This is a genomic window from Merdibacter massiliensis, assembly GCF_900155395.1.
Classification (GTDB): domain Bacteria; phylum Bacillota_I; class Bacilli_A; order Erysipelotrichales; family Erysipelotrichaceae; genus Merdibacter; species Merdibacter massiliensis.
In genome coordinates this window covers 50,405-70,200 of sequence record NZ_LT699717.1, presented here as the reverse complement: position 1 = coordinate 70,200, position 19,796 = coordinate 50,405, and the positions used below count along the sequence as shown (strand labels likewise).

19 protein-coding genes are annotated in these 19,796 nt (G+C 42.1%); 17 read left to right on the top strand and 2 right to left on the bottom strand.

Annotation, left to right across the window (positions count from 1 at the left end; genetic code table 11):
* Positions 1-11: 11 nt before the first annotated feature.
* Positions 12-710, top strand: a complete 699-nt coding sequence (locus BQ9859_RS03130) for a CPBP family intramembrane glutamic endopeptidase (protein ID WP_075876824.1) — start codon at positions 12-14, stop codon at positions 708-710.
* A gap of 3 nt (positions 711-713) precedes the next feature.
* Here BQ9859_RS03130 and BQ9859_RS03125 read toward each other — a convergent pair whose 3' ends face one another.
* Complete coding sequence (locus BQ9859_RS03125; protein WP_075876823.1) at positions 714-932, bottom strand: hypothetical protein; 219 nt, start codon at positions 930-932, stop codon at positions 714-716.
* Between the two features lie 316 nt (positions 933-1,248).
* Here BQ9859_RS03125 and BQ9859_RS03120 point away from each other — a divergent pair, with 316 nt between their 5' ends.
* From BQ9859_RS03120 to BQ9859_RS03095, 6 genes are all read left to right on the top strand, one after another.
* On the top strand, positions 1,249-3,219 hold the full coding sequence (locus BQ9859_RS03120) for an LTA synthase family protein (protein ID WP_235846378.1): 1,971 nt from the start codon (positions 1,249-1,251) through the stop codon (positions 3,217-3,219).
* 129 nt (positions 3,220-3,348) lie between these two features.
* Positions 3,349-3,642: a 30S ribosomal protein S6 gene (gene rpsF, locus BQ9859_RS03115; protein WP_075876821.1), complete on the top strand. Its 294-nt coding sequence runs from the start codon at positions 3,349-3,351 to the stop codon at positions 3,640-3,642.
* A 25-nt stretch (positions 3,643-3,667) separates the two neighbouring features.
* Positions 3,668-4,183, top strand: coding sequence for a single-stranded DNA-binding protein (locus BQ9859_RS03110; RefSeq protein ID WP_075876820.1), 516 nt, complete (start codon positions 3,668-3,670; stop codon positions 4,181-4,183).
* A 14-nt stretch (positions 4,184-4,197) separates the two neighbouring features.
* The gene (rpsR, locus tag BQ9859_RS03105; RefSeq protein ID WP_075876819.1) at positions 4,198-4,428 is read left to right on the top strand and encodes a 30S ribosomal protein S18; all 231 of its coding nucleotides are present in this window, start codon (positions 4,198-4,200) and stop codon (positions 4,426-4,428) included.
* Between the two features lie 49 nt (positions 4,429-4,477).
* Complete coding sequence (locus BQ9859_RS03100; RefSeq protein WP_075876818.1) at positions 4,478-5,356, top strand: DUF2232 domain-containing protein; 879 nt, start codon at positions 4,478-4,480, stop codon at positions 5,354-5,356.
* Positions 5,357-5,365: 9 nt separating this feature from the next.
* On the top strand, positions 5,366-7,336 hold the full coding sequence (locus tag BQ9859_RS03095) for a GGDEF domain-containing protein (RefSeq protein WP_075876817.1): 1,971 nt from the start codon (positions 5,366-5,368) through the stop codon (positions 7,334-7,336).
* Positions 7,337-7,389: 53 nt separating this feature from the next.
* On the opposite strand, the gene BQ9859_RS03090 is transcribed toward BQ9859_RS03095, so the two are convergent.
* Positions 7,390-8,646 (bottom strand): IS110 family RNA-guided transposase, encoded by a 1,257-nt coding sequence (locus tag BQ9859_RS03090; protein WP_075876486.1) that lies wholly within the window; start codon positions 8,644-8,646, stop codon positions 7,390-7,392.
* A gap of 301 nt (positions 8,647-8,947) precedes the next feature.
* Between BQ9859_RS03090 and rplI the strand changes: the two genes are divergently transcribed.
* The 10 genes from rplI (at position 8,948) to BQ9859_RS03040 (ending at position 19,784) form a co-directional block, all read left to right on the top strand.
* Positions 8,948-9,397 (top strand): 50S ribosomal protein L9, encoded by a 450-nt coding sequence (gene rplI / locus BQ9859_RS03085; RefSeq protein ID WP_075876816.1) that lies wholly within the window; start codon positions 8,948-8,950, stop codon positions 9,395-9,397.
* 21 nt (positions 9,398-9,418) lie between these two features.
* Positions 9,419-10,771, top strand: coding sequence for a replicative DNA helicase (dnaB, locus tag BQ9859_RS03080; protein ID WP_075876815.1), 1,353 nt, complete (start codon positions 9,419-9,421; stop codon positions 10,769-10,771).
* 1 nt (position 10,772) lies between these two features.
* Positions 10,773-11,519 (top strand): MBL fold metallo-hydrolase, encoded by a 747-nt coding sequence (locus tag BQ9859_RS03075; RefSeq protein ID WP_075876814.1) that lies wholly within the window; start codon positions 10,773-10,775, stop codon positions 11,517-11,519.
* A gap of 27 nt (positions 11,520-11,546) precedes the next feature.
* On the top strand, positions 11,547-12,167 hold the full coding sequence (gene upp, locus BQ9859_RS03070; protein ID WP_075876813.1) for a uracil phosphoribosyltransferase: 621 nt from the start codon (positions 11,547-11,549) through the stop codon (positions 12,165-12,167).
* Between the two features lie 208 nt (positions 12,168-12,375).
* Positions 12,376-14,844, top strand: coding sequence for a preprotein translocase subunit SecA (secA, locus tag BQ9859_RS03065; protein WP_075876812.1), 2,469 nt, complete (start codon positions 12,376-12,378; stop codon positions 14,842-14,844).
* A gap of 2 nt (positions 14,845-14,846) precedes the next feature.
* A protein-coding gene (prfB, locus tag BQ9859_RS03060; protein WP_143404365.1) for a peptide chain release factor 2 occupies positions 14,847-15,957 on the top strand; the annotation gives its coding sequence in 2 pieces (ribosomal slippage) (positions 14,847-14,918 and positions 14,920-15,957; 1,110 coding nt in all).
* Positions 15,958-16,024: 67 nt separating this feature from the next.
* Positions 16,025-16,921, top strand: a complete 897-nt coding sequence (locus BQ9859_RS03055) for a YitT family protein (RefSeq protein WP_235846377.1) — start codon at positions 16,025-16,027, stop codon at positions 16,919-16,921.
* A 14-nt stretch (positions 16,922-16,935) separates the two neighbouring features.
* Positions 16,936-17,325 carry a large-conductance mechanosensitive channel protein MscL gene (mscL, locus tag BQ9859_RS03050; RefSeq protein WP_075876941.1) on the top strand — a complete coding sequence of 130 codons (390 nt, stop codon included), beginning with the start codon at positions 16,936-16,938 and terminating at the stop codon, positions 17,323-17,325.
* A gap of 177 nt (positions 17,326-17,502) precedes the next feature.
* Positions 17,503-18,408 (top strand): permease-like cell division protein FtsX, encoded by a 906-nt coding sequence (ftsX, locus tag BQ9859_RS03045; RefSeq protein ID WP_075876809.1) that lies wholly within the window; start codon positions 17,503-17,505, stop codon positions 18,406-18,408.
* The gene (locus BQ9859_RS03040; RefSeq protein ID WP_075876808.1) at positions 18,405-19,784 is read left to right on the top strand and encodes a murein hydrolase activator EnvC family protein; all 1,380 of its coding nucleotides are present in this window, start codon (positions 18,405-18,407) and stop codon (positions 19,782-19,784) included. The genes ftsX and BQ9859_RS03040 overlap by 4 nt, the downstream gene beginning before the upstream one ends.
* Positions 19,785-19,796: the final 12 nt, after the last annotated feature.

Genomic DNA, 19,796 nt, shown 5'->3' with positions numbered 1-19,796 from the left:
GAGAAAAGCAGATGCAAAAAGAGAATTCAATGACCATAAAAAGGACGATTGCACTGCTTCTGACCTATTTTATAGGTTATCTTTGGCTGGTTCCGCAAATAGCTGCATTTCTCACATTGTGCATAGATCCGCAGGCACAATATTTCAATGTAGGCGTACTGACCATTCTTTACATTGTCTTGATCTTGCTGTGTGTTGTATTGAGCTGGAATGAGTGGAAACGTTCCTTTCATATGATAAAAAAAGAGCCGGCAAAAGTTTTGATTCGTACGGTGACCGGCGGTGTTCTTGCCATTGTTTTAAATGTTATTTTAAGTTTATTATGCGGAGCATTGAGCGGGCAAAGCGACAGTGCAAATCAAGAAGTCATTCAAGCCAATGTGGTGATCGCACCATACTTTATGTTGTTTTCAATCATGATATTTGCGCCGATGGTAGAGGAGAGCGTATTCCGGGGAGGCGTCTTTGCATGTACCCGGCGCTACTTTGGATTTTGGGCAGCTGCTTTGATCAGTGCATTTGCTTTTGGCTGGATTCATGTGATGGACTCTTTTTTTGCAGGACAATGGCAAGATCTCATTTATTTGATTGTTTATGGCGGGATTGGATTATTTAATGCCTGGTATTATGAACATCACGGCGGAATCATAGCAAGTGCCGGTGTCCATCTTTTCAATAATTTGATTTCTTATATCGCCATGATTTTGTAGCTGCTATTTCAGATGCCGTTTCCGTTGGGTTGCATAATAGAACAGAACACCAAAAATATTAAAAAAAAGAACAACGAAATACCAGAAATGGCGGTTTCCAAATGTGAAAGAAGATTGATTTTCGATGTGATCCAATACCTGTGCAATGATCTTAAAATAATAAGAGATGGCAGTACAGATTAAGAAAACAATAACAAGCAGCACTAGATTTGATGAGAGCATACATTCCTCCAATGATAAAATATATATAAGTAAAATATACTATGCGGAAGACATCTTTACAATATGCAGCAATCTTGAATAAATATTTTTGCAAAGTTGTCCTTGTATTCGGGTGCAAGTTTATTATAATGGTAAATGAACTGAAGGGTGAATGATAAGGGTAATTGATTCCTTGTGTTTTGCAGGCAGCAGCAAGGAAACGATGGACAGGTATAGATTTATGAGGATAGAACAAAAGAATATCAAAAAATACTGTTCTCTTACAAAGCATAGATGCAAGCGGATATTGCATCGCATTATAAGGGAAATCAAAGAATTGAAAAATAAAAAGGCAATGCTAATATTATTTCCTGCTGTTGTGCTGTATTTGGAATTATTGTTGCGGATCATCGGGAAGACAGGCCTCTTTAAGGGCTTTTTGCCAATGCTGCTTTTCACACTGGGAGCTGGATTGATTTTAGATGCGGTTACTTTGCCATTAAAAGCTAAATGGAAACATTGCGTCAATGTACTCTTGCTGTTGCTTATGGGGATTTTCTATATCACAGAGTGCCTGATACGGGAGAGCTTTCAGATGTATATGACCCTATCGGGTATGAAAACAGGAGCTGGAGGCGTGGTCGGCGGTTTTTCTGCAGAACTTTTGCGTGTGATTGTTTCCAGCATCCCGGTCATCTTTTTCTTTTTATTGCCTGTGATCCTTTATTTATGGTATCTAAAAAGAAGCAAACGGGCTGCTCGATTAACTATTTGTCAATCAACGATCGTTTTGTTATGCGGGATTGTTGTCAGCGTAGCGGGAATATTCACCACATATCCTTTGCAGCTGCATGATCTTTATGCACAGCAGTATCATTTTGATAAAGCAACACAGGCATTTGGTTTATTGACTAGTTTTCGGCTTAATTTGCAATATGACCTCTTGGGAAATACAGATAAAGAAGAACTGGTAGCTGCGCAGGAGGAACAAAAAGAAGAACCAAAAGAATATGGACAAAATGTATCTTCTATTGATTTTAAAGAGTTAAGCGAGAATACGGATGATGAGACGCTGCGTTCGATGCATGTTTATGTCAATAGCTTGCGTCCAACTACAAAGAACCGCTATACGGGTTTATTCAAAGGAAAGAACTTGATCTTGATTTGTGCTGAAGCATTTTCTGATGCGGTAATCAATAAAGAGCTGACGCCTACGCTGTATCGTTTAACACATAATGGTATTTATTTTTCAAATTATTATCAGCCGGCATGGGGCGGAAGTACTTCTACAGGAGAGTATTCTTTTTTGACAGGACTAGTGCCGATGGATGGCGTCGAAACCATGTTGGAAACAAAAAGCAATCTAAATTATTATACGCTGGGAACACAGCTGATGAAACAAGGATATTATAGTGCAGCTTTCCATAACGGCAGCTATGATTATTATGATCGAGATCAGACCCATGAAAATTTAGGATACGCAAAATATTTAGGTGTTGGCAACGGCTTGGAGGATATTACGGATGCCTGGCCAAGCGACAGCGTTTTCTTTGACAAGACGATGGATACGTATATCGATCAGCAGCCATTCAGTATTTACTATATGACGCTGAGCGGACATGCTCCTTATGTAAGCAGCGATGCAAAGACAAAAAAATACATGAAAAAGGTCAAAGAAGTATTGGGCGATCAATATAAAGAAACGACATTGAATTATTTCTGTTACCAGATGGAGCTGGAAGAAGCATTGACACTCATGGTAGAAAAATTAGAAAAGGCAGGAATCGCAGATGATACGGTCATCTGTATGACTTCTGATCATTATCCATATGGTTTGGCTCAGTCAAAGACATTTGGAAATGAGGAAGATTATTTAGAAGATCTTTATCAGCAGACGATAGAGAAAGATTGGGATCGGGATCATAATACATGGTTGTTGTGGTCAGGCAGTTTAGAGGATGAAAAGAAAGAATATGCATGTGAGATATCGTCTCCTACTTACAGTTTGGATATTGTCCCAACACTGTTAAATCTGTTTGGAATCGAGTATGATTCAAGATTGCTGGTTGGACGGGATGTTTTTTCGGATGCTGCACCGTTAGTTATCTGGAATGATCGTTCCTGGATCAGCGACAAGGGAAAATATGATTCTGAAACGGGTAAATTTACCCCGAATAAAGGTGTAGAAGTAGATGATGAATATGTAAGCAATATGAAAAAAGTCGTATCCAATAAGATTGTCTTTTCACAAGAGGTATTGAGTACAGATTATTATCGCGTCCTATTTGGCGCAAAAGAAAATGGATAGTGGCAGAAAGAAAATGCTGCAAGAATATCTTTACTTCAGAAAGAAAGTTTGTTATAATCTTAAAACGAGCAGAATCATCTGTTCCTTGCTTCCATAGGGAAGCCGTTAGACCAAGAGGAGGTGTGCAGAATGAAAAAATACGAGATCATGTATATCGTGAACGCATCTTTAGATGATGCAGCGCGTCAGAGCTTAATGGAGCGTTTGCATGCAATCATCACTGACCACGAAGGTAGCATTGACAAAGTGGATGAGTGGGGAGTAAAAGAGTTCGCGTATGAAATCAACCACATGAACAAAGGTTACTATGTGGTGATCAACGTAACTGCCAATAACGAAGGAATCGAGGAATTCCAGCGTATTGCACGTATCAGCAATAATGTCGTTCGTTATATGGTATTAAAAACAGAAGATGAGAAATAAAACAGATAACTAAGGAGGAGAGACGATGATTAACAGAGTTGTATTAGTAGGTCGTCTTACGCGAGATCCCGAGCTTCGCAAGACCGCTTCCAATGCTTCGGTCGTATCTTTTACGGTAGCCTGTGATCGTCGTTATAAAACACAAGGACAGCCGGATGCTGATTTTATCAGCTGTGTTGCCTGGAACAAGGTAGCGGATCTGATGGTCCAATATCTTCATAAAGGGTCTTTGGTAGGCGTGGAAGGACGTATCCAGACGCGCAATTATGACGATGCGAATGGAAGACGTGTCTATGTGACGGAAGTTGTTGCTGATAGTGTGCAGTTCCTGGAACCAAAGGGTGCTGGTAATGCACAGTCCAATTATCAACAGCCGTCTTATCAGCAGCCTAATTACCAACAGCCATCCTATAGTGCTCCAAATGGAGGTTACACGGCAAACAACGGCTATCAACAAAATGAGGTAAATTCGGATTCCTTCTCCAATGATTTTGATGCCGGGGATACTCTTGACATCGCAAGTGACGATTTACCATTCTAAGAAAGGAGATCAATATGGCTTTCAAAAAACAGCGTATGGGTCGCAGAAAAGTCTGCTACTTTACAAAGAATAAGATTGAATATATCGACTACAAAGATGTTGAACTGTTGAAACGTTTCATCAGTGCCAATGGAAAGATCATTCCTAGACGTGTGACTGGAACACGTGCAAAATACCAGCGTATGCTGGCTACTGCAATCAAGCGTGCACGTCAAATGGCATTGCTGCCTTACGTAGCTGAGTAATTAAGTCCCCGCTTCAGGGGACTTTTGTTTTATCAGGGAGGTCAAAAAAATGCGGAAAAGTCAACAATTAAGCGAAGGTGCTTTGATCAGTGCATTGACTATGATATTGGCATTGCTGAATCAATACAGCGGATTTCTGATAGATGCTGCGATTCCTTGGCTGTATGCATTTCCTATGTTGCTGTATGCTGCGCGCAATGGACTTCGATGGGCGTTAATTGCTTTGGGCAGTATCTGTCTGCTTTCATTGGCGTTTCTTCCCTGGACTTCTTTTTTTTATTTGCTGTCCTCTTTGCTGCTTGGTCTTGTTTATGGCAGTTGTGTGCAGCATAAAGTATCCAATGCCTGTCTGTTATTCTTTTCCTTTTTGATTGCTTTTGCTGTTAATATGATCACGATGCTGCTTTTGGCTGGTCTTTTTGGTTACGATCTCACTGCAGATATTGCGCTGATCGATGCTTTCCTTCAAAATAAGATGGCGGCTTGGCTGCCGCAAGCACAAAGCATTTTGTTCTTTTCAATTGTTTTTTTATCCGTATTGCAGTCGCTGATCATTCATGCAGGGGCGCAAATGTTATTAAAAAGGCTGCATATAAAGACGATTCCAATGAAAAATCTGCTGCAGATCCGTGCACCGCGATCACTTGGTATTGCTATCCTATTGATTTGGCTTCTATATTTATTGCAAATTGTGATAGAATTACAAGTAGAAACGCAATGGCTGATCGAATGCTTAGCAATGGGGGCATGGTTGATCGCAGTCATCTATGGGGCAATATGTGCGTTTGCTTATTTAGCATTGCATCAGGTACGAAAGATAACCATGGTCTTCGTCTATCTAGCATTATTTGTCCCTATCGTTAATATAGCTTTTGTATTGCTGGGTGAAGCGGATCTGTTATTTGGTCTTCGGAAAGCAATGATGTGAGGTGTTATCATGGAACGTTTGGAAAACTTTAAGGTTCAGTTATCGATCGTAATGGCGGCCCAAGTGCTTGCAGCCATCATTTTGTTTATGGTAGGACTGCAGCAGACAGCTTTGGTCATTGCAGGTGTCGTGCTCGTCAATATATTGATCATCATTTGGATCATGGCACGCATGGAGAAAGAAAAGAAGACCGTCGATTTAGATATTTCACGTGTGCTGGGAAAAGATGCGAAAGAGGCGCTGGTGTTTGGCAAGATCGGTCTGATCACATATGATGATCAGTATTGTGTTACGTGGGTCAATGATTTTTTAGAAGATCGTTATCCGGATCTGATTGGAAAAAAACTGACTGCATGGATCACGGCAATCAAAGAATTGTTTAATGATGATGGACGCGAAGTAGTAGTTTGTCATTTAAATGACTATGTCTATGAGATCACGCGAAAAGAGGATGCACAGGTCTTATATGTTCGCGATATTACTCAAATGCATAATCTGGAAGAAAAATATCGCAATAATGGAATTGTGGTAGGACTGCTGCAGTTAGACAATTATGCAGAATACCAGCAATACGAAGATGAAACTATTTTATCAAATATCAATACGCGGATCCGTCAGCCGCTGTCTGAATGGGCACGCGAGATGGGAATGTTTACCCGCCGTTTACGCAGCGATCGTATCTTGGTTCTGTTAGATGAACAAATTTTTCAAAAAGTAAAAGAATCCAAGTTTTCGATCCTGAATACGGTTCGTGCAGCAAGTGAGGAGATGGATGTATCTATTACTTTGAGCATGGCCTTTGCCAGAGGAACCAGTGACTATGTTGTGTTGGACGGCATGATCAATGAATTGATCGAGCTGGCGCAAAGCCGCGGCGGAGATCAAGTGGCAGTACGGGAATATGGGCATAGCGTACATTATTACGGCGGTAATTCAGAGTCCAAATCGAATCGTTCCAAAGTACGTGTGCGCGTGATGTCGCAAACGATCCGTGAAGCGATCATCGACAGTCAGCAAGTGTTTATCGTCGGCCATCAAATGATGGATTTTGATTGCATGGGAGCTGCTTTATGTATGTCGCGCATTGCACAGCGCTGTGAGCGAAAAACTTTCATCGTCTCGCAGGATTGCGCAAAAGACAGCCAGCTGGAGGATGCCTTGCGTTTGTATCATGATGAGTTAAATGCTCGTCATGCATTTATCAATGAGGATGCTGCTCTTTCTTATTTACATGAAGATGATCTTGTGATCATGGTCGATCATCACGTGCCGGCACAAAGCACCGGTGCAAGATTGATCGAGAAGGCCAATCGCGTCATTGTCATCGATCATCATCGCCGCAGTGCCGGTTTTGTGGACGGGCCGCTGGTGACTTATCTGGAAAGCGGTGCCAGTTCTTCTTGTGAATTGATGACCGAGATGCTGGCATATCAGCCGAATCGTGTAGAAATCAGTGCGGAAGAAGCGACGATCATGTATCTGGGTATTGTTGTTGATACGAACCGCTTCAAGATGCGTACAGGCTCGCGTACATTTGAAGCAGCTGCTGCATTGAAAAAATTTGGAGCAGATCCGATCACAACAGAAAATATCTTAAGTGAGCGATATGACCAGTTTGAAGAAAAAACACGTATAGCAAAATATGCGAAACTGTATCATGATAAGTTCATGATCGCCGCTGTACTGGAGGATATGTATCCAAGCCGGCCGTTGATGGCGCAAGTAGCTGATCAATTATTAACTATTCGCGGTGTGGAGGCAAGTTTTGTCATTGCAAAAACGTCCAAGGAAAATGATGTCGTTGCGATCAGCAGCCGCAGCCGCGGTAATGTAAATGTACAGGTGATCATGGAGCATATGCAGGGCGGCGGTCATTTTACAGCTGCGGCATTGCAGCGTGAACACAGTGATGTGAAGGAAATCGAACAAGAGTTGATAGCGACTATAGATGCGATAGAGGAGGAACATAAGTGTGAATAAAACTGTAAAAAAAAAGCCGACTTAAAAATAAGTAGTAAAAATATCGAAAAAATTTATAAGTTGATTTGAATAGAAGATATATCAATGCCGGATTGTTTCAAAAAGTTTAATGCTTCTTCAACTGTTAGTGATTGTTTGGTATCGGATCGTGGATTCATGAAGGATTCATAATCCGTTGGTTGAAATACTTCGCCTGTTAGGATCATGTGATAGATACTGACCAACATCATGCGTGCGATCGCAATGATGGCTTTCTTGTGACCACGTCGTTTCTTGATATTGGAATACTTTCTTCCAAAATAAGATGTCTTATCTTTGATGGTCGATAAAGCACATTGGACAAGCAGTGGTTTGAGATATTGTCCAGCTTTGGAGATACGAACTGACTTTTTCTTGCCGGCACTTTCGTTGTTGGCAGGAGAAAGTCCAGCCCAACTGACAAGTTGTTTGTCGGATTCAAACTGAGACATATCGATTCCTATTTCAGAGATGATCAGAATGGCCGATAAGGAACTAATTCCTTTTATTTGTGTGATATGCTGGAAAGATTCGCGTAAAGGATAAGCCCGCTTGACCAATTCTGCTTCACATGAATTGATGAGTTGATCCAAGTACTCCATATGATTCAATGATTTTTCCATCTTGAATCGTTGATCCGCTTCGATGTGATAGCCGTGAAGGGAGTCTAGTATCTTATCTTTGTTCTTACAATTTTTGTGAATGAGTTTTAAGATCTTGTCATCATCAATCACGTTTGGCTTCATGACTTCTTTCATGATATTGGAAGCTGTCTTGCCAAAAGGATCGGAGACAACAGAAGCTAATCCGATATTGGAAACGGTCATACAGTTCTGATAACGATTCCGTTCTGAAGAACGCATGCAGACCAGCTTGTATCGGTAACGGGCGATCTCACGCAGTTCTCGGATTTCTTTTGGAGGGATAAACGAGAATTTGATCAGATCATGTTTGAAGAGATCACAGATCCATTTGGAATCTTTCTTATCAGTTTTTTTGCCTTTGATGGCTTTGACATACTTGGGATGAGTTAAATGGACATTGATCTCACCTTCAAGAATGTTGAAGATAGGGATCCAGTATTTACCGGTAGATTCCATGCAGACATCACAACAGTGATAAGAATTCAGCCAATCCTTTAAACGATATAGGTCCGAGTTTAAAGTGGAAAAAGATTGTTGGAAATATTCTGTGATGTTCGACTGTCTATCGGTGATACCAATAGTAGCGACGACCAGATCTTTGTGAACATCCATGCCACAGCAGTTGAAACGAACGATTTTCATTGCCATATAAAAAAGCTCCTTTCATACAAAAGGAGAGGTGGCATTGACTGTCATCAAAGCGAATCGACAACAGTTGATTGAACAATCATAAGTGTCCAGGCTCAAAGTCCTACTTATTTGTGCTTGATATGATGACGGCAACTTATAAAAATACAGGATATTCAATTGAGTAGAATTCCTACTCACCTCCACGTGCTCTGTAGTATACCACCTCTCTTATAGGGTAACACGAAAATAAAGCATGTGGGATTTATTGATGAAATATTTGTGTCCGCGCGACTTTAGGCGCGGGGAAATGGAGGAAAAAATGAAAGTAATTCTGCTGAGTGACGTAAAGAATGTAGGGAAAAAAGATGAAATAGTAGAGGTAAAAGACGGGTATGCCCGCAACTTTCTATTCAAAAGAAAATTAGCTGTTGCACAGACCGAAACAAGCATGAAAGTATTGGATCAGCAGCAGGAGGCAGAACGATTACATCAGGAACAGTTGGAAAAAGAAGCAGTTGAAATTAAAGAACGTTTAGATAAGATCGTATTGCAATGTCAGATCAAGACAGGAAATAATGGGCGATCTTTCGGCTCGATCTCTACAAAACAGATCGTGCAGCAACTGGCAAATGAACATGCGATTCATATTGACCGCCGTAAGATCCTGGGACATGATTCTATTTCCTCTTTAGGAGACAGTGATCTGAAGGTGGATCTTTATAAAAACAAGGTCATCGGGGTCATTCATGTTCATGTAAGTGCAAAATAGCGATGAGAGGAGGTATATCCAATGGCAAGAGAGCTGCCACATAGTACAGAAGCAGAACAGTCCATTCTGGGTGCCATGCTAGTATACCCTTCTCTTGTTCGCATGGCCATTGATCAGGACCTGCATGCAGAAGAGTTTTATGTAGAAGCACATCAGCGTATTTATCGCTGCATGATGGAATTACAAGACAGCGGACAGAATGTGGATATTACGACCTTGATCACCCGTTTAAATGATACAAATCAACTGGCTATGGTCGGTGGTGCCGATTATGTCATCAAGTTAAGCGACAGTGCCGTTTCCAGTGCGAATGGCATCTTCTATATCGATATCATCAAAGAACGTTACCATTTGCGTCGTTTGATCGAAACGGCAGAGCAAATAGCAGAAGAAGGTTTTGATTCTTCCAGTTCTTTAGATGATGTATTAGATCATGCGGAAAAAGAAATATTAGAAGTTACCCGCAGCAGAAGAGCCAGTGAATTCCAAAGCAGCAAGGAAGTCGTCAATCGGGTCATCAAAGAGCTGGTTGCTTTGCGGGAAAGTGATAATCATATTACCGGTGTGCGTACAGGTTATCAGGATCTGGATCGTATGACCAACGGTTTTCAGCGCGGAGATCTGATCATCTTGGCGGCACGACCTGCAATGGGAAAAACCGCTTTAGCATTGAACCTGGGAATGTATACCGCTTTGCGTAATCCAGGCGCGGTTGCTTTTTTCTCGTTAGAGATGCCGGCAGATTCTTTGATGAAACGTTTATTGAGCGCCAAGAGTCAAGTGGAAGGAAATAAACTGCGTGGCGGAAACATCAGTGATGAAGAGCTGAATCGATTAAATGAAGCCGGAAATGAGCTTGCAGCAGCTAAGATATTTATTGATGATTCTGCGAGCATCAAAGTATCACAGATCTTTTCTAAATGTCGAAAGCTGATGAGTGAATGTGGACTTTCCCTGATCGTGATCGATTATTTGCAGTTGATCAGCGGCAGCGGCCGGGGCAGTGGTGACAACCGCCAGCAGGAAGTCAGCGAGATTTCCCGTAATTTAAAGATTTTGGCAAAAGAGATGAATTGTCCGGTCATTGCCTTGTCACAGTTGTCACGCAGTGTGGAACAGCGAACGGATAAACAGCCTATGTTATCGGATCTACGTGAGTCAGGTGCAATTGAACAGGATGCAGATATCGTCATGTTTTTGTATCGTGAGGACTATTATAAGAAACCAAGCGAGCAGGAAGAGCGAGCAGAAGCTAACGAAGTTGTCGATCTCAATTTGGCAAAACATCGTAACGGCAGCGTAGGACACGTTTCTTTGGTTTTCAATAAATCTATTTCTGCTTTTTATAACCACCTGGAAGAGGGAGGCTATTAAGATGAAAGCAGCATTGTTGGAAAGCGGTTCAAAAGGAAATTGCTGCCTGATCAAGCATAAAGGCACGAAGATCGTGATCGATTGTGGAGGAACCAAACGCTATCTGCAGCAGTGTCTGCAGACACTGCAATGTGATGTAAGCGATGCAGATGCTTTATTGGTCACACATACCCATAAAGATCATGTTGCCCAATTAAATTCATTCCGCCATTTACCGGCCTATGCCTGGGCAGACCTGGGAAGAGAACAACAGCAAGTAGAACCATTTGAGACTTTTTGGATCAAAGATATCCAGGTACAGGTATTGCCGTTAAGCCATGATGCAGAGCATACGATCGGATTTGTATTGGAAGCAGATGGCGAGAAACTGGTCTATATCACAGATACCGGCTATGTGCGCAATGATGTCAAAGAGCGGATCTGCAATGCAGATTACTATGTGTTTGAAAGCAACCATGATGTAGAAATGCTGATGCAGACCAATCGTCCGATTTATATCAAACAGCGGATCATCAATGATTATGGACATTTGAATAATGAAGACAGTGCACAAGTATTGCGGGAAGTGATCGGAGAGCGTACGAAAGAAATTGTATTGGCCCATATTTCGCAAGAAGGAAATACGCGCGCGCAGGCACATCAAACGCTGGAACACGAGCTTTCCCGCCACGGTTTTTTGCGTAATGATCTGCGTTTGTATCCTGCACAGCAGTTTGGCATTCATATTTTCGGCAGTAAAGAAGATTGACCCCTATTGGGAAGAAAGGAAAAAAACATGTATAAATTGATCGAGCATCCATTGATCACGCATAAGTTGACACAGATGCGCAATGTAGAGACAGGAACGAAAGATTTTCGTCAGAATTTAGATGAGGTAGCCGGTTTGATGGCATATGAGATCACGCGGGATCTGCCATTAAAACCAGTTCACATCACAACGCCTGTTGCACCATGTGATACTTATGAATTGGCAAAGCCTATCATTCTGGTCCCGATTTTGCGAGCAGGGCTAGGAATGGTCAATGGTATTTGCAATCTGATACCAACTTTGAAAGTTGCACATATCGGATTATACCGCGATGAAGAAACGTTACAGCCGCATACTTATTTTGAAAAATATCCAAAAAATATTGCGGATGCCACAGTGATCATCGTTGATCCGATGTTGGCAACCGGAGGAAGTGCAATCGCGGCTATCGATATGGTGAAGAAGCAAGGAGCAACCGATATTCGCCTGGCGAATATCGTAGCAGCGCCTGAAGGAGTCAAGGCAGTCGAAAGTGCACATCCAGATGTTATGATTTATTTGGCAGCACTCGATGATCATCTCAATGAGCATGGCTATATCGTGCCTGGACTTGGTGATTGCGGAGATCGCATCTTTGGTACAAAATAATTGAGTTTCTCTATAAAAAGAGAAACTTTTTTCATTTTTAGACAGATGAACCGGATCAAAGGAGCTGATCCGGTTTGATTATTTATAGAAAAGTCGTTTTTCTGTTTTGCGTTGCTTAAGAGTTGTGTTACAATATTTGCGATAATGCCTGATCTGCTGATCAGGCATCGAAGTAAACAACAACATAGCTGAGAATGGAGGGCATAACATGGCAGGTTTTCTAGAACGTATGCTCAGTAGTGATAAACGTATTGTGGCAAAGTTAGAAAAAAAGGCGGAAGAAGTCTTGGCTTTAGATGACAAGATGCGCAGCTTGAGTCAGGAGGAAATGATCGCACAGACAAATGCATTCAAAGAACGTGTGCAAAACGGCGAATCATTGGATGATTTATTGCCGGAAGCATTTGCGGCTGCACGTGAAGCAGCACGTCGTGTATTGGGAGAACATCCATACAAAGTGCAGATCATGGGTGCAATTGCAATGCATCAGGGCGACATTGCGGAGATGAAGACTGGTGAAGGTAAGACGCTGACCGCAACGATGTGTGTGTATCTGAATGCATTAGCACAAAAAGGTGTTCATGTCGTAACGGTCAATGAATATTTGGCAGAACGTGATGCACAATGGATGGGTGAAGTATATCGTTATCTGGGACTGAGCGTCGGCGTCAATAAACGAGAACTGCTACCGGTGAATAAACGAGAAGCATATAATTGCGATATTACCTATACTACAAACTCGGAATTAGGATTTGATTATTTGCGTGACAATATGGTGACCAATGTCAAAGATCGTACACAGCGTCCGTTATGGATGGCGGTCATCGATGAGGTAGACTCTATCTTGATCGATGAGTCGCGTACGCCGCTGATCATTTCCGGCGGAAAGAAAAAAACAGCAAATTTATATATTCAGGCAGATCAATTTGTAAAGCGATTGAGAAAACCGGTTTATGAAGAAGATGCACGAAGCGGAGAGAAAAAGCTTGTAAGCGGCGGATATGAGATCGATGAAAAAACGCGTCAGGTCATGCTGAGCGAAGAAGGCGTCAAAGCGGCAGAACGTTTCTTCCGTGTGGATAACCTTTATGATGTTGCGCATACTCAATTGGTGCATCATATCACACAGGCTCTGCGTGCAAACTACATCATGAAAAATGAAGTGGAATACGTAGTCAGTGAAGATCAGGAAATCGTCATTGTCGACCAGTTTACAGGTCGTTTGATGAAAGGCCGTGAGTATTCAGATGGTCTGCACCAGGCAATCGAGGCAAAAGAAGGTGTACCGATCAAAGAAGAAAGCAGTACGTTAGCAACGATTACGTATCAGAACTTTTTCCGTTTGTATACCAAATTAGCAGGTATGACCGGTACTGCAAAGACAGAAGAAGAGGAATTCTTATCCACATATAATATGCGCGTCATTGAAATTCCAACGAACCGTCCGATTGCCCGTATCGATTATCCGGATGCGATCTTTGCGACCAAGAAGCTAAAATTTGAGGCTTTGGTCAATGAAGTAAAAGAGCTGCATGCAAAAGGACAGCCGGTATTGGTAGGTACGATTGCAGTCGAGACATCCGAACTGATCAGCAAGATGTTGAAAAAAGAACGTATTCCCCATGAAGTATTAAATGCAAAGAACCATGCACGTGAGGCAGAGATCATCGCAAAAGCAGGACAAGTTGGTTCTGTGACGATTGCGACCAATATGGCCGGTCGTGGTACCGACATCAAATTAAGCGAGGAGTCGCGTGCATTAGGCGGATTGGCTGTTTTAGGCAGCGAACGTCATGAATCTAGACGTATCGATAATCAGCTGCGCGGTCGAAGCGGCCGTCAAGGAGATCCTGGATTCTCTCGTTTTTACGTATCTCTGGAAGATTCGCTGATGGTACGTTTTGGCGGGGAAAGACTCAACGGTTTATTCCATCAGTTGGGTGATCAGCAGATCGAATCCAAAATGGTCACAAAATCCATAACACAGGCACAAAAACGTGTCGAAGGCTATAACTTTGATGCTCGTAAACAGTTGCTGGAATACGATGATGTTTTGCGCAAGCAGCGTGAGATCATGTTTGAACAGCGTAACTATACTTTGGAACATGAAGATGTGCACGATATCGTCAAAGGCATGTTCGAACGTGTGATCAGCGATACGATCGCGGCAAATCTGGAAGTCAGTCATCATGAAGACCAGATCAATTATGCCGGTATCTGTGATGGCTTGGGCATGATGGGCATGCGTGAAGAAGATCGAATCAAGGTCGAAGATATTCAAGGAAAAGATCGTGAAAGTCTGGTCAACTATTGCTTTGAACGTGTATACAATAGTTATGAAAAAGAAATCGAGCCTGTGCATGATCAATTCTTGCCGTTTGAAAAAACCGTCGTATTGCGTATCATGGACCGCAACTGGATCGAACATATTGATACGATGAGCAAATTACGAGATGGAATCCATTTACGTTCTTATGCACAGAATAATCCATTGCAGGCATATGTGAGCGAAGGTTACGATCTCTTTGAGGAGATGACACAGCGAATTGCTCGCGAGATCGTTGTCTTCCTATTGCGCATGCGTATCGTAAGAAAGTCGCCGGAACAGATCGAAGCGGAAAAAGCAGCACGTGAAAAGGCGGCACAAAAAGCAAAGAAAAAAGAAAAAGGTGAATAAAAATGGAACTTTATGAAATACGACAGGGGGTGAACACTCATCAAGAACGCCTGCAGGCACTTGGTGAGTCACTTTGACCTAGATCAAAAGCGTTTAAAGATCGAAGAACTAACCGCAAAGACCATGGAAGAAGGCTTTTGGAGCGATCCTGAACAAGCACAAACTACGATTCGTCGACTGAATGCCATCAAGGAAACAGTCGAAAGTTTTGAAAAACTGGAAAATGTTCTTTCTGGCCTGGATGAAACTTGCGATATGTTAAAGGAAGAAATGGATGAGGAACTCTTTGCTTTATGTGAAGAAGAATATGAACAGATGAGCAAAGATTTTGAAACATTTGAGATCAGCATCCTGTTGTCGCATGAATATGATCAATCCAATGCAATTCTGGAACTGCATCCAGGTGCAGGAGGAACCGAATCGTGTGACTGGTGCGGCATGCTGTATCGTATGTACGTGCGTTATGCAGAACACAAAGGATTTAAAGTAACTGAGCTGGATTATCTTCCTGGTGAAGAAGCGGGAATCAAATCGGTAACGTTCTTGGTCGAGGGAGATAAAGCGTATGGGTATTTAAAAGCGGAAAAAGGTGTGCACCGTTTAGTTCGTATTTCTCCTTTTGATTCGGGAGGACGCCGGCATACATCCTTTGCATCTTTGGATGTGATGCCGCAGTTCAATAATGAGATCGAAATCGAAATTCGTCCGGAAGATCTGATCGTAGAGACCAAACGGGCAAGCGGAGCAGGAGGACAGCATATCAATAAGACTGATTCTGCAGTTCGTATGGTACATAAACCGACCGGTCTTGTGGCAACTTGTCAAAACGGCCGTTCGCAGCATGAAAACAGAGAAGAAGCTCTACGTGTATTAAAGAGCCGTCTCTATCAAAAAATGATCGAAGAGCAGGAAGCAAAATTGGCTGCGATCAAAGGTGAACAGCAGGCAAATGAATGGGGTTCACAGATCCGCTCTTATGTCATGCATCCATATTCATTGGTAAAAGATCATCGCAGCGGCTATGAAACAAGCAATGTACAAGGTGTGATGGATGGAGATCTCGATGATTTCATTTTTGCTTATTTAAAAATGCAGATTCAATCAGCAGAATAATTGCTTGGGATGTTTTCATCCCAAGTTTTTTCTATGGTATAATAAATAAATGAATAGGGGTGTTAGGGTGAGTGATAGAATACGACGCATGTTATATGAAGTGATATGTGTACTGATAGGAAATCTGATCGTTTCATTTGGTGTTACTTTTTTTATTTTGCCTTCTAATATCTTGTCCGGAGGAACTGCGGGAATAGCGGTAGCTTTGCAGCCGATTTTTCATATCCCGCCCACCATTGTGATCAATGTGCTGACCATCGGATTGTTTGTACTGGGTTCTCTTTGTTTAGGAAAAGCCTTTTTTTTCAAGACCGTATTGAGTGCAATCGTCTATCCCGTTTTTATTTCATTGCTGAATATCTTTTTTTCAGATCTGACCATCACACATAATCAGCTGCTGGCTTCAATTTATGCTGGTGTATGTACCGGCATCGGGCTTGGCTTGGTTTATCGTGTGGATGGCAGTACAGGGGGAATGGATATTCCACCGCTGGTGATCCATAAATTTACTCGTTTGCCGTTATCCTTATTAGTTATGTGCTTTGACGGGGCCACGGTTCTGCTTGGCGCCGTTGTGTATGGAATTGAAGCAAGCATGATCGGACTAGTCTCAGTATTTGTTTGTGGTCAAGTGATCAATAAAGTATTGATATTTGGCAGTGAAGCAAGCAAGACGTTATTTATCATTTCTCCAAAGTGGAAAGAGATTCGAGATGTGATCAATCATGAACTGGACCGCGGTGCAACCTTGGTTCCGGCAATAGGCGGATATTCCAATGAAGAGCGGATGATGGTCATGACCGTCGTTAAACAGAAGCAATTTAATTCTTTGCAGCGGTTGATCACAAATATTGATCCGCAGGCATTTTTTGTAGTGAATGATGCCAATGAGGTAGCAGGTGCAGGATTTACATTAAGCAAACGATATCGGGACCGAAATATGGAGAAGGAATTCTCCGAATGATAGAGAGGGAAATTATGAAAAGATTTATACAGGAATTTAAAACCTTTGCTTTACGCGGAAATGTCCTTGAAATGGCCATAGGTGTGATCATTGGCGGTGCATTTACTTCGATCGTGAATAGTCTCGTACAGGATGTGTTTACCCCGATCATTGGCGTATTGACGGGCGGAATCGACTTTTCGGCATTGACGATTGGACTAGGAAATGCACAGATCAAAGTGGGAAATTTTATCAATGCGGTGATTTCTTTCTTACTGGTTGCACTTTGTATTTTTTTGTTCATCAAGGCAATCAATCGTTTTGTAAAGAAAACAAAGGAGGAAACACCACCGCCTTTACCTAGCAGAGAGGAGCTCTTATTAGCGGAAATCCGTGATCTGTTAAAGGAAAGGATAAACGGATGATGTATGAGGTGTATAGAAAGCTATACATCTTTTCTTTTTCACTGTTACACCTTCTGGTGGAAAAGTAAAAATTTTCATACAGAATTCAATCGCTTTAAAATAAAACTATGATATAATAAGAACGATTTATGGAATCATAGTCATTTTACAGACGACAGAAAGGAAGGTGTTTCGAGCATGATTCAGTTCTTTCGCAGTCTGCCGAGTCAATTTGCGACCGCTTGGAAAAGCGTTATACGTCATATATCATTGACATTTTCATCCGCTACAGCCGTAACGGTTACACTTTTGATCGTTGGACTATTGGTACTGATTGCCGGAAACATCAACAATTTTACGAAGAATATTGAACAGGATTTTCAGATCCAGGCAACGATTTCTCCTGGTGTTGCAGAAAAAAAAGATCGAGAACAGCTGCAGCAGCAGATTGAGAAGATAGACACAGTAAAATCTTGTCATTTTTCCAGTAAAGATGAGGAACTGCAGAAATTAATCGAAGAAAATGGAGAGATGTTCAGCTATTATGAAGGAGAAGATCGCAATCCATTGTACGATGTATTCATTATAGAAGTGAAAGATCCGCAACAAATTCAATCGATTTGCAATCAGTTGCAAAAAATGGATGGAATCGTAACTGCCAGTTATGGTGGAGAAGGCATAACCGTCATGGTCGATCTATTTGAGGGGTTGCGTCTGGGCGGAGCCGTTTTTGTGCTCTTTTTAGGATTGCTTGCCATCTTATTGATCAAAAATACGATCAAAATGACCATTCAGACACGCCAAGAAGAGATTGCCATCATGCGGAATGTCGGTGCCAGCAACTGGTATATTCGGACACCTTTTGTTATTGAAGGTATGTATATCGGTGTTTTTGGTTCGATTCTTCCTATCGTGTTTATCATCGGCGGTTATTCATTGGTATTTCATGCCTTTGGAGGAGTTTTCTTGTCTTCCATGTTTATCATGTTGGATGTTTGGCCATTTGTTGGATATGTCAGTTTGCTTATTTTATTGATTGGTATAACGGTCGGTATGATCGGTAGTTCGTTAGCAGTAGGAAAATATCTGAGGTGGAAACGATGAAAATAAAAAGAGGAGTAGCAGGAGTATGTGCGGTTTCTTTGATGATATCAACGATAGGCATTCCTATTTCTGTATCAGCATATGATTTCTCCGATGAGGCTGCATGGGTCAATAAATGTTCCGGTGTGCAGGAATCTTCATCAGATAGCGCTGCCTGCAACGAGTTCAAGAAATATTATGAAAAACAGCAGGATGCTTTGCAAAATCAGATTGATTCTTTCAAAGATGATATTGATAATCTGCAAAGCGATCTGCAGGATCTGGAGAATCTGGTTGCACAGCAAAAAAAATTGATTGAAGAGGTCAATGCCCGTATAGAAGAAAAAAACCAGGCAATAGCAGATATTCAGTCAAATATTGCTCGTCTAGAGGAAGAAATTGCATTTAAAGAGGAAGAAATTAAAAAATGGGATGCTCAGATCAAAGAGCGTATGGTGAATGAACAAGCGAGTGTCGGTACGAACATGTATATCGATATGATCATGGGCGCAAAAGATCTGCAGGAAATGATGCGTACGATGGAAGGATTGCAGCGCATCATGGAAAGTGATGAAGAGCAGGTCAATGCATTAAAAGAGGAAAAGGAAGCATTGGATCAGCAGAAAAGCGAACAGAAACGCTTGGAACAAGATGCCCAGGATCAGAAAAAATCGCTGGAAGAAGAAAAACAGCAGGCAGAAGAACTGCGTGAAAGCAGCGAAAAGATGATCACGATGTATCATCAGCAGGAAGCAGCGCTGCAGGAACAGATGCGTAGTGCACAAGTGGATCTTTCAACGATCAGCAGCAATCTGGTCAGCATGGATACGGTCAACAATTATACACCGTCCAGCAGTGATGGGTGGCTGAATCCGATAAGCGGGCCAACTTCTGCAGGTACATGGTATTATCCGGGCGGAGGTGTGCATCTTGGGGTCGATCGTGCAGTTGCGATCGGTACTCCTATTTATGCGCCTGCCGACGGTCTTGTCGTATGGACAGCCAATCCGGTTGGCAGCAACAGCGGTTATTTAGGCAATTGGAGCGGTTATCCGGCCGGTGCTGGAAATAACATTGCCATGCTGGTCAATGTAGGTGGAACGACTTATTTTGTTTCTTTCTCGCATATGTCACAAAATGGCATGGCTGTTTCTGCAGGACAGTCTGTCTCACAGGGTCAGTTGTTAGGTTTGACAGGAAATGCCGGTAACAGCAGCGGTCCGCATTGTCATATTGAAATCATTAATTTAGGAAGCATGTCTGTATCAGATGCGGCAGCACAGTTTGCACGCACTGCCGATTTTGCTTGGGGCTGCGGCTGGAGCTCACCTTCGACCGGTTGTGATTCAAAGGGAAGCACCCCTTGCCGTGAGCGTCCTGAAACATTGATCGGTTAAGGAAGGAGATCG